Source organism: Streptococcus sanguinis, assembly GCF_003943735.1.
GTDB classification, from domain to species: domain Bacteria; phylum Bacillota; class Bacilli; order Lactobacillales; family Streptococcaceae; genus Streptococcus; species Streptococcus sanguinis_E.
In genome coordinates this window covers 91967-103668 of the sequence record NZ_RJMV01000006.1, presented here as the reverse complement: position 1 = coordinate 103668, position 11702 = coordinate 91967, and the positions used below count along the sequence as shown (strand labels likewise).

Sequence of the window (11702 nt, the reverse complement as noted above, 5' to 3'; positions counted from 1 at the left end):
AGCTTTACGATCCGAAAACCTTCTTCACTCACGCGGCGTTGCTCGGTCAGGGTTCCCCCCATTGCCGAAGATTCCCTACTGCTGCCTCCCGTAGGAGTCTGGGCCGTGTCTCAGTCCCAGTGTGGCCGATCACCCTCTCAGGTCGGCTATGTATCGTCGCCTTGGTGAGCCGTTACCTCACCAACTAGCTAATACAACGCAGGTCCATCTGGTAGTGATGCAATTGCATCTTTCAATTAATTATCATGCNATAANCAATTTNATGCGGTATTAGCTATCGTTTCCAATAGTTATCCCCCGCTACCAGGCAGGTTACCTACGCGTTACTCACCCGTTCGCAACTCATCCAAGAAGAGCAAGCTCCTCTCTTCAGCGTTCTACTTGCATGTATTAGGCACGCCGCCAGCGTTCGTCCTGAGCCAGGATCAAACTCTCATTAAAAAGTTTGAGTTCGCACTCATTACTGTCCACTGACAGATTTATTTTCTCGTTTTTTGACAGGTTACATATCTCTATGTCACCCTGCACTTGGTTCGTCTTGTTCAGTTTTCAAAGGGCTTTGTCTTTCGCGACAACTATATTAGTATATCACCTATACCACCAACCTGTCAATACCTTTTTTAATCTTTTTTGATTTTTATTTAAAAAAACTTGATGCTCTAACCTGTTCTAGAAAAACAGAAATAAAGTCATCAAGTTTGTTCATTACAAAATCGTATTATCTTGAAAATCTTTTAAGTGATTTTTTAAATCTTTAAGCATGGCTCTTCTTCCTTTAAAGCGCTCGTTGCTCATCAACCTCTGATAATTATCCAATCCAACATCATCAAGAGTTCTTTTATAATTGTCAATCGCTTCTCTGAAGGCAACTAACTCATCTAGAAACAACTCTTTTGATTTCAAACGATGACCAATCTCACTCACTTCTTCATAAGGCTGGCGGTCCAATTTGCGCTTTTGGCTTTCTTGTTTACGAATTTTATCATGTATATGATTCCTGAATTTTGTTTTGAAATAACGATAGAGTTTTTCCTCATCATTTTCAATTCCTTTTTCTTTAAGCAGAAGTTCGTATAAAACTAACATCCCTTCTTGCTCCCAATCACTATGTTCCCACAAATGAATATAATAGTCTTTCTTACACTTCCAAACTATCCATTTCACCTTCTCATAAGTAGTTCTAAAATCCATAGTTCCTCCTTAAATTTTACTTGGCTTAATTCTACTGTAAATAGAAAGCAAGATGGGCTCTTTCTTCTAAAAAGCATATTTTAGGAGCTCTTCTGACTCGAATAACTATTTTTAAGTCATTTCAGGCACATATTTAGTCATTTGGGAGGATTTATAGGAAGTCTGAAAGCAAGAAAAAAATCAAATGCTAACACATTTGATTTTTTAAACCTAGCTCCGCCAGTAGGACTCGAACCTACGACATCATGATTAACAGTCATGCGCTACTACCAACTGAGCTATGGCGGATTATATAGTCCGTACGGGATTCGAACCCGTGTTACCGCCGTGAAAAGGCGGTGTCTTAACCCCTTGACCAACGGACCATTTCTTGTCCTTCTGCAGAACATATTCCATTATATCAGCTTTTATTCCTTTGTCAATAACTATTTCAGAAAAAGAGAAAAAAGTTGGAATTTCTCCAACTTCTTCTACTCGGAACTTTTTTCTTCCATTTTCGTTTTAATTTCATCATAAGAAAGCGCATGAGCTTCTTTGTCTAATTCAAGTTCAGACTCTTCTGGCATTTTGCCAGTTTCATACAATGATTTAATCTGATTGCTATCCAAAGTTTCATATTTAAGAAGCGCTTTAGCAATCAATTTATGAGTTTCGCGATGGGACTGGATAATCTCTGCAGCTTTGTTACGAGCTTCATTAAGAAGTTCTCTTACCTCTTCGTCAATCTCATATGCAGTCTGTTCTGAAATTGATTTTTGAGGACTGGCTGCACCAAACATAGCATGATTGCCTTCGTATTGAACCGGACCAAGTTTTTCGCTCATTCCATATTCTGTTACCATACTGCGGGCCATCTGAGTTGCCTGTTCAAAGTCATTAGAAGCACCTGTTGTCTGCACATTAAAGATAATCTCTTCAGCCACACGGCCACCCATAAGACCAGCTAATTGTTCTTTCATATCTTCTTTAGATAGAAGCATTTGGTCTTCCTTAGGCAGGGCAATCATATAGCCACCAGCACGTCCACGAGGTACGATGGTTACCTTATGTACGACACGCGCATTTGACAATACCAAACCAACAATAGTATGTCCAGCTTCATGATAAGCAACCATTTGACGATCACGTTCAGACACCATCTTATCTTTCTTAGAAGGTCCTGCGATTACCCGATCTTCTGCTTCATCAATATCATCTGCATCAATGACTTTCTTGTTACGACGAGCAGCAACCAAAGCAGCTTCATTCAAGACATTTTCCAAATCAGCACCAACAAAACCTGGTGTCTGTTGAGCAACTAGTTTCAAATCAACATTTTTAGCCAGTGGCTTATTCTTAGCATGAACACGGAGAATAGCTTCCCGACCTTTAACGTCAGGACGGCCGACCAACACTTTTCTGTCAAAACGGCCAGCACGCAGCAAGGCTGGATCCAATACATCCGAACGGTTAGTAGCCGCAATAATAATGATTCCTTCGTTGCCTTCAAAACCATCCATTTCAATCAAGAGCTGATTGAGGGTTTGCTCCCGCTCATCGTTACCACCGCCAAGGCCAACACCGCGCTGACGACCGACTGCATCAATTTCATCGATGAAGATAATAGCAGGAGCTGCTTTTTTCGCATCTTCAAACAAAGAACGAACTCGGCTTGCTCCGACCCCAACAAACATTTCTACAAAATCAGAACCTGAGATACTGAAGAAAGGAACTCCAGCTTCCCCAGCAACTGCCTTAGCAAGCAAGGTTTTACCAGTTCCCGGAGGGCCTTCTAGAAGCACACCGGCAGGAATACGAGCACCTAACTTGGTGTAGCGTTTCCGATCTTTCAAAAACTCAACGACTTCTACAAGTTCTTGTTTCTCTTCCTCGGCACCAGCTACATCCGAGAAACGAACCTTAATATCTTCTTTGTTAGCAGCACGCGCTTTATTGCGACCAAAATTCATGGCACCGCGGGCACCACCGCCTCCACCTTGATTCATCATGGACATAAAGAAGAAGATGACAATCACAAAAGGAACGATGGAAGTGAGGATTGTAATCCACATTCCGCTTGAACTTTCGCGCTTTATGCTGATTTCAGTGTTATGCTCAGAGGCTAATTTTTGTAAATCAGAAATTGTAATATCTGACGGTAAAATAATACTTGTGAATTTTTCTACTTTAGAAATGTTTGGAGTGAAAAATAAAATCCCTGTATCTTCTTTCGATTCCTGAGGTGTTTTGTAAGTACCTGAAATCTCGACGACACTGCCATTTGGCTGGTAGCTCATCTCTGTGACATTATTTTCCTTAATTTCCTTCACTAATTCTGTGTAATTGATTTGCTGACTGCGACCGCCAGTATCTCCTGAGAAGAAATACTGAAACCCTGTCACTAGGACAACAATAATCAGAATATAGAGAAATGGATTTTTTATAAAACCATTATTTTGCTTATTTTTCATCTATTAATAGTAAACCTTTATTTTGTATAAACTTCTTCTTTCAAAATACCAATATATGGAATATTACGATAGTTCTCATTGTAATCTAATCCATATCCAACAACAAATTCATTTGGAATTGTGAAACATGTATAATCTGCATCAATTTCAACAACACGGCCTTCTGGCTTATCCAAAAGTGTAGCAATTTTTACTGATGCAGCATTTCTTTCCTTAAACAAATTGCACAGATTTTTTAAAGTCTGACCAGTATCAATAATATCCTCAACAAATAGGATATCACGTCCTGTGATGTCTTGATCAATGTCCTTAATAACATTAATGACACCTGAGCTAGCAGTACCACCATGGTAGCTGGAGACCAACATAAAATCAAGCTCAATATGTGTGTCAATATGCTTGATTAACTCAGCCATAAAAGGCACGGAACCTTTTAAAATTCCAACAAAAATTGGATTTTTATCTTGGTAATCTTTGGTTAATTGCTGACCAAGCTTTTTTGCAGCATCCACGATTTCATCATGGGAAATCAATATTTTTTTGATATCTTGTTCTAGCATAATTTTACCCATCTATTTTCTGAATATAAAGTACAGTACTCATTATATCACTTTTTAATGCCTTACTCAAATCACTGATAGCAATATTTAAGATTGCTAAAATTTGATGATTTTGTTCCACTACTACAGATGAATTCCGTTCTTCAAAGGAAACCTTCTTATCAATAAAAAGACGACGAAGTTTCTTGTGATGACCGTTCAGCAAAATACTGTCTCCCTCTTTTCGGAAACGGAGTGTCAGCGAAGTTTCACGCGAAACAAAAATTTTCTGTATATTTTCACCACTCAAAGGAATCCCGAATGAAAATCGATAATACCCAAACTCAATCAGATTCTCAAATTCTAACAAAATTGAATCCATTTTTAAATCGGGCTTACGACTGATTTTTCTAATTTCAAAACGCTGGTAATCTTTAACAAGCTCATAGTCTTTTTTCAAAGTGTGCTGATAATTGGCCTTAGTCTGCAGGATGTTTAAAACCTCCTCAAACTGCTGCTTGCTCAAATTCAGTCCAGAAAAGTTTTCAAGATAGTTCTGCAATAGAAAACGTTGAACCTGGGGGATTTGCTGATGAAAGACTTGGACATTTTCTATATCTAAATCTCTGGTCAAGTGAGACAAAGCGGTCTGCCAATCTTCAATTTCCTTTCCCAGATACCGCAAAGAATCCTTAAATTGTGGGTTTTCTTTTTCTAGATCCGGCAGATAAAGATTGCGAATTCGATTTCTGAGATAGTCATTTTGAAAATTACTGCTATCTTCAAAATGTTGAATATCCGGAAAGTCTGACTTATGAAAAGTAAGCAAAGGACGAATCAGCTCCCCACAAGCAAAAGGCTGGACAGCTTTCATGCCGGACAGATGACGAAGTCTAGCTCCACGCAGCAGCCGCATAAAAACAGTCTCAGCTTGATCATCTGCGTGGTGGGCAGTTACCAGAGCTGTATAGTGCCCCTCCTGCATCACTTTCCCGAAAAAATCATAACGAAACTGCCGAGCAGCATTTTCTGAAAAATTACCAGAAAAACTTGATGTAAAAATCTTTACACCAAGCTGTTCCGCAATCTTTACCAATGCCTTTTCTTCTTGATCTGACTCTGGCCGCTGTTTGTGATTGACATGAGCAATCGCAAGCTCGATAGCCAGTTCTTTTTGAGAATCAATCAACAGCTGCAGCAGTGTCATAGAATCCAGTCCACCTGATACAGCAATCAAAACTTTTCGATGGTCTTGGAAATACTTTTTCTCCTGCATTTTTTTAAGAAATTCTTGCTTAATCATTTCAGGACTCCATAGACATCGTCTGCTATCTGAGAAATATTATCGTAGGTTGCATTATTAGTAAAAATGACAATGATAAAAGGAGAATCTGTATAGACAATCGCAGCATCATGCTTGAAATCATAGGCGTCGCCAATTTTATGAGCCACTTTAGCATCAATATTTTTAGAAATCCGCTGATTATCATAATTTGTCTGAGACAAGGCATCGATAATCATGCCATTTTGCTCATAGATAGCTTCTAAAATATTTCCAGTCATACGTGAAGAAGCTTGTCTTTCTTCCACATCCCATTTCTTTCCAGCTATTTTGTTGATCGTCTGCTGAAAATTTTTATCAGATTGATTGGTTGCATAATAGCCTAAGATATTGTGGGCGACGTTATCTGATTCTTTGGCCACTCGATTTATCAAATCCTGAACTGAATATTCCTTGTCATCAGCTGACTTAGCAATACTGCCACTTCCTTCTGGTTCATAAGCACCTGCAAAATCATTGACTGCTCCAATATACTTGAACTTCTGATCTAACGAAAATTTTTTCTGATCCAGCTGTTCCTGCACATAGTAAAGATAAGGCAGTTTGGTCACACTGGCCGAATACATCTCTTGATCTTGATTTATGCCTGCTTCTTTGCCTGTGTCCAGCTGTTTGACATAGATAGAGTAGTCCGCCTTGTTATACTTACTGCTCAAAATTTCTTGAACTTTGTCCATTCGATTATCAGTTTCATCCAGAAATTCCATAGAAACCCAGCCCTGTCCTTCAATCTGGGCAAAAGTTCCTTTGACTGTCTGGACAATTTGGACAATGTTTACTTTTGTATATGGAGCTACCGTTGTATTGATTTTTTTAGCTCCGTTGATATTGGCTTTATCATAAAGAGTAAAGCCGGGTTTCAGCCACATTTCTTGATGGATATCTTCGATTAACTGGACAGTATCTTCGTAAATTGTATTTTTATCCGCTATCACAAACTGCCCATTTTTCAGCTTGAAAATCGGGACTCCTTCTTCATTTACATAAAATCCTGTTATCTGGATAGGCTGGTCTGGAATTAGCTTTCCAGCAATCTTACTCAGAGTAGAATCTGTAAATGTAGGAGTTTCTTCATAAACATTAGGATTTGTCGGGATGCTATCATAATAGCGTCCATACGCAGTGCTTGTAAAATGATATTTTTCTTCCTCGTCTAATACGAAATCTTTTTCGGTACTAATAACTGTGATACTGCTAAATAAAGCTGGCAGCAAAAATATCAGTAACAAAAACTTACGCATGTTTTCCCCTTTCCTTTTGATTTTCTTGAAGTTTCAAAGCTTGATTTTTTTCAGACAGTTCTTCTAATTTCTCATCTGAAAAGGCCAAGAACTGCTCAATTGTTTTTAGTAAATCTTCCATAACTACTGCGGTAATAAATCTGGGATAGTATAAATGTACTCACCCTCTTTTGAAAAAGAGTATTTAGCGCGTGCATACTTAGCAGCATAGCTGTCATCTTTTAACTTTGTTGCTATATCAGATTGATAGACCTTTTCTTCGCTGAGTGTCTGATATTTCTCCTGGAGTTTAGAATACTGTTCACGACGCTGCAGCAAGGTTTGATAACTCTGGTACAAATTATAGGTAGGTAAAATAAATAAGAGGATCACCAAAATCAGAACCCAGCCCATAAAACGGTTGCGTTTCCGCCGTTCCTGATCCACATATCTGCGGCGTTGATTTTCATCTTGAATAAAACGATTATTGAGTTGGACGATATTTTTAGGCATCTTCTTCTATCCTTGTTTCACTGACTATTTCGTACATTTTAGCTGCATCTTCTTTTTTGGTACTATCTTTCATCTCCAGAACCTTTACAGTCAAGAGTTTATTACCAAAGCGTACTTCAACCAAGTCATCCACTTTCAAATCTGTTGAGCTCTTAGCCAAGATACCGTTCACTTTTATCCGGCCCTTGTCAGCTACTTCTTTAGCCACTGGACGTCGCTTGATAATCCGTGACACTTTCAAATATTTATCTAATCTCATCCTATTACCTCATTTTCTCTTAATTTATTATTCTACCATTTTTTGAGAAAAATAGAGCTTAAAAAGCCAAACTTCACTGAATTGTAACCTTTATTCTGCCTTGCGGTGTTTAATTTCCAGCATCTTTTCTCCAAAATTAACTAGACCTTCTAAAATCTCATAATCTTTTTTGTTCCTCACATCAAAAATCACTTCAATTAAGCCATTTTTTTCACCAATTCGAGCTTTTAAATTCGTCATCGAAAGTGCTTCAAAATAATCCTGCGTTAGATAAAGTTGCTGCGAAATCTTCTCAAAATGAATAATTACTGCATTCTGCTGGCGTTCCACTGACTTTACAAATGCCTGATCTAAATAAGACTTAGCAAGTCCAATCTCCAACAGATAGGCTACAACATCAGGGTATTCACCAAAGCGATCAATCAATTCATTCTGTAGATTTTCATAGTTTACACGACTGTCAATCTCACGAATTCTCTTGTAAATTTCAATTTTCTGTCTTTCATCAGAAATATAGTCACTAGGCAGATAGGCATCAATCTGCAGATTAATCTCTGCATTGCTCTTTTGACGCTTATTCTCTCTCCCCTGCTTTTTAGCAATGGCTTCTTCTAGAAGCTGTGAATACATTTCAAAACCAACAGAATCAATAAAGCCAGATTGCATACTTCCTAAAATATTGCCAGCCCCTCGAATAGACAAATCTCGCATGGCAATCTTAAATCCAGAACCTAACTCTGTAAATCCCTTAATAGCCTCTAGACGCTTTTCAGAAACTTCTGTTAGGATCTTATCTGGTCTGTACATCAGATAAGCGTAGGCAATCCGATTACTGCGGCCAACCCGTCCACGAAGTTGATACAAGGTTGACAGCCCCATATGGTCAGCATTTTCTACAAACAAAGTATTGGCATTTGGAATATCAACTCCAGTTTCAATAATGGTTGTGGTCACCAAAATATCGTATTCTCCATTGATGAAATCCAGTAAAGTATTTTCTAAACGAATCTCACTCATTTGACCATGAACATAGCCTATAGAAACTTCTGGGATTAACTCTCTTAATTCCGAAACTTTCTGTTCAATTGTGTCAACCTTGTTGTAAAGATAGTAAACCTGTCCACCTCGGTCTATTTCACGTAAGACAGCTTCTCGAATTACTGTAGGATTGCTTTCTAAAACATAGGTCTGAACAGGATAGCGATTGGTAGGCGGGGTCTCAATGACTGACAAATCGCGTATCCCCAGCATAGACATATGAAGAGTTCGAGGAATAGGAGTTGCTGTCAAAGTTAAGACATCAACTTTCTTTTTCAATTCTTTTAATGTTTCCTTATGTTTAACTCCAAAACGCTGCTCCTCATCAATGATGATTAAACCTAAATCCGCAAATTCTACATCTTTTGATAAGAGTCGGTGGGTTCCGATGATAATATCAACTTGTCCCTTCTGCAGCTTCTCCAGAGTCTGTTTTTGTTCTGCTTTACTCCTGAAACGGCTGAGTACCTCGACATTAACCGCAAAATCATTAAAGCGTTCTTTAAAGTTAGTATAGTGCTGCTGGGCTAAAACCGTTGTTGGTACTAATACAGCCACCTGTTTATGATCGTTGACAGCCTTAAAAGCAGCCCGCATAGCTACTTCTGTTTTTCCAAAGCCGACATCACCAACTAAGAGCCGGTCCATTGGACGACTGCTTTCCATATCCTTCTTCACTTCCTGAATACTTCTTAGCTGGTCCTCTGTTTCAACATAGGGAAAATCATTGTCAAATTCCTCTTGATTAGAATCATCCGTTGAGAAAGCAAAACCTTTTAGCTGGCTGCGTTCAGCATATAGTTTAATCAAATCATCCGCAATATCCTGAACCTGATGCTGAACTTTTTGCTTACTCTTCTGGAAGCGACCGTCATTTAGCTTATTTACCTTAGGTGTTTTTCCATCGCTGGCAACATACTTTGATAGGAGATCAATCTGGTCAACTGGAATCGAAATACGATCAGAATTTTGATATTGAATCGTCAGATAATCACGGTGGACACCAGATATTTCAATCGTTTCTATTCCCAAATAACGTCCTATCCCATGAATATTATGGACAACATAATCCCCTTTTTCTAGCTCATTATAATCTTTCAGTCGTTCGGCATTTGAGATATTCTGTCGCCGGATTTTTCGTTTTATTTTCTTGTGAATAATTTCGTACTCTGTAATAAGAACAATTTTCTCATCTACGAAATTAAAACCCTGAACAAGATTTCCTTCTATAAGCTGAACTGCATTTTTGTGAATCTCAGCCTCTTTTATATAGTCTAAATGAATATCATATTCCTGTAAATTTTTATGTAAACTTTGTAAACCTACCGAAGAATTTGCTTGTAAAATTATTGTATAGCCAGATTTTTTATAACGATTAATCTCTTCCTTGAACAAGGGAAACTGGCTGAAAAATTCTTGCATTGGGTACTGATTGAATTGATACAAAGCATCAAATTTCAGATTTCCCAAACCTTTTTGAAAGCTTGAAAAGAAGGTTGCTGGTTTATATTGACGATAATCTTGGTACTTATCTGCAAAATATTTCTGACTTGATAAAGCTTTACAATTTTGTAAATTATCTGTCAACAAACTAGCTGTTTCCAGTTCAAATTGAGCATGTCGATCCACAATTTTTTGAAAATCATCAAAAAACACAGGACTATGAACAGGCAAGTAGTCTAAAATAGTCCATTCTTTCTGATAAAAATAAGAAAGGAATTTGCGAATATCTGCATGATGGAACTCCTCTTTGGCACTTATTAGTAGCTCTTCTAAGTAAGATTTCAAAGCAGGATCAACAGCTTTTTCTAAAATAGCTTCCAGATTTTCCCGTCCTCGAGCATAATCTTTCTCAGAAAGCAGGATATCAGAAGCAGGTTTAATCAAAATACTTTCTATGTTATCAATTGAAGTTTGATTTTCTGGATTGAAAATCCGAATACCATCAATTTCATCGCCAAAAAACTCCAGGCGATAAGGTGCCTCTGCTGAGCGCTCAAAAATGTCTAAGATGTCTCCTCTTAGACTATATTCTCCCTGACTTAAAACTTGAGACACCTTCTTGTATCCTGAACTTGACAACATCTTTACAAGATTATTTAGGTCATATTCTTGTCCAACTGTCAAATTTATATTGGTATTTTTAAAATCAATAGGATCAGGCAAGAGTAATTTGCTGGCTGCGACATTAGTAACTAGAATTCCAGACTTTTGATGGTCTATTAAAAAGTTTAGAGCATCTAATCTCGAAAATATTTTTTCCTGTGAAGCAAAAACAAATTCTGCTATAGGAGTATCATCTGCTAAGAAAGTATAGACCTTGTCTTCTCCCAACAAAGAAATCAAATCACTAGCCAAACGATCTGCTTCATTTTGACTAGAAGCCAGCACAAGGATTTTATCCGCTTCTTCTAATCCAGCCGCTATAGTAATCGCTTTTGTTGATGCAGACAGTCCCATTATCAACTGTCTGCTGCTTTTATGGAGATTTTTCTTCCAATCTGAAATTTGCTGGTTTTGACAAAATAAGTCAATCAGGTTCATTTTATTATCCATTGTATTTCTGCATTGTTTGTTCAAAATTGCCTGACTGTAAATAATAATTTACAGCATTGTCAACCTTATCAAGAGTCTTCAGAATTGTTATATAATTATCTGTATCAAATTTTCCTAGAACATGGTGAACCACTGTCATACCTTCTTTTGGACGGCCAATACCTATCTTTATCCGTTTAAACTCTTGAATTCCAATGTGTTTGATAATAGATTTAATACCGTTATGGCCACCAGCTGAACCCTTGCTGCGCAAACGAATCTTACCAACTTCCATATCCAAATCATCATAGATGACCAATAAATCCTCTATATCTAAACCATAGTATGCCAGTAAAGCTTGAACGGCCTTTCCGCTCTCATTCATAAATGTAGTTGGTTTGACAAAATAGACTTTTTCACCATTTAGAAAAGTAGAGGCGATATCTGCTTGAAAGATTTTATCAGCTGTAAACTTTAAATCAAGATCTTTACAAATCTTGTCAATTAGCATAAACCCAATATTATGTTTCGTTTCAATATATTTTTCTCCTGGATTTCCCAGACCGACTATTAACTTTACCATTTTTCTCCTTTATAGAAGCCAAAAGGGCTGGA

General features: G+C 37.8%; 10 protein-coding genes, 2 tRNA genes and 1 rRNA gene. All 13 read right to left on the bottom strand.

Features of this window, described 5'->3' with window-relative positions; genetic code table 11:
* Positions 1-441, bottom strand: a 16S ribosomal RNA gene (locus tag D8877_RS08115); the annotation flags it as partial.
* A 264-nt stretch (positions 442-705) separates the two neighbouring features.
* Complete coding sequence (locus D8877_RS08110) at positions 706-1191, bottom strand: sigma-70 RNA polymerase sigma factor region 4 domain-containing protein (protein WP_002894314.1); 486 nt, start codon at positions 1189-1191, stop codon at positions 706-708.
* Positions 1192-1405: 214 nt separating this feature from the next.
* Positions 1406-1479 (bottom strand) — tRNA-Asn (locus D8877_RS08105).
* A 5-nt stretch (positions 1480-1484) separates the two neighbouring features.
* Positions 1485-1556 (bottom strand) — tRNA-Glu (locus tag D8877_RS08100).
* Between the two features lie 105 nt (positions 1557-1661).
* Complete coding sequence (gene ftsH, locus D8877_RS08095; RefSeq protein WP_048774183.1) at positions 1662-3641, bottom strand: ATP-dependent zinc metalloprotease FtsH; 1980 nt, start codon at positions 3639-3641, stop codon at positions 1662-1664.
* A 17-nt stretch (positions 3642-3658) separates the two neighbouring features.
* On the bottom strand, positions 3659-4201 hold the full coding sequence (gene hpt / locus D8877_RS08090; protein WP_032913750.1) for a hypoxanthine phosphoribosyltransferase: 543 nt from the start codon (positions 4199-4201) through the stop codon (positions 3659-3661).
* A gap of 4 nt (positions 4202-4205) precedes the next feature.
* A complete protein-coding gene (gene tilS / locus D8877_RS08085) occupies positions 4206-5483 on the bottom strand; it encodes a tRNA lysidine(34) synthetase TilS (RefSeq protein ID WP_048774180.1) in 1278 nt (425 codons plus the stop codon).
* Positions 5480-6763, bottom strand: coding sequence for a serine hydrolase (locus tag D8877_RS08080; protein ID WP_048774178.1), 1284 nt, complete (start codon positions 6761-6763; stop codon positions 5480-5482). Before D8877_RS08080 ends, tilS begins: the two co-directional genes overlap by 4 nt.
* Entirely contained in the window at positions 6756-6884 is a 129-nt protein-coding gene (locus D8877_RS12440; protein WP_002916259.1) for an SP_0009 family protein, read from the bottom strand. The genes D8877_RS08080 and D8877_RS12440 overlap by 8 nt, the downstream gene beginning before the upstream one ends.
* Positions 6885-6886: 2 nt before the next feature.
* On the bottom strand, positions 6887-7255 hold the full coding sequence (locus tag D8877_RS08070; RefSeq protein WP_002899511.1) for a septum formation initiator family protein: 369 nt from the start codon (positions 7253-7255) through the stop codon (positions 6887-6889).
* Positions 7248-7514 carry an RNA-binding S4 domain-containing protein gene (locus D8877_RS08065; protein ID WP_002894302.1) on the bottom strand — a complete coding sequence of 89 codons (267 nt, stop codon included), beginning with the start codon at positions 7512-7514 and terminating at the stop codon, positions 7248-7250. Before D8877_RS08065 ends, D8877_RS08070 begins: the two co-directional genes overlap by 8 nt.
* Before the next feature lie 90 nt (positions 7515-7604).
* Entirely contained in the window at positions 7605-11108 is a 3504-nt protein-coding gene (gene mfd / locus D8877_RS08060) for a transcription-repair coupling factor (protein ID WP_048774175.1), read from the bottom strand.
* Entirely contained in the window at positions 11101-11670 is a 570-nt protein-coding gene (gene pth / locus D8877_RS08055) for an aminoacyl-tRNA hydrolase (protein WP_048774173.1), read from the bottom strand. Before pth ends, mfd begins: the two co-directional genes overlap by 8 nt.
* Between the last annotated feature and the right edge of the window lie 32 nt (positions 11671-11702).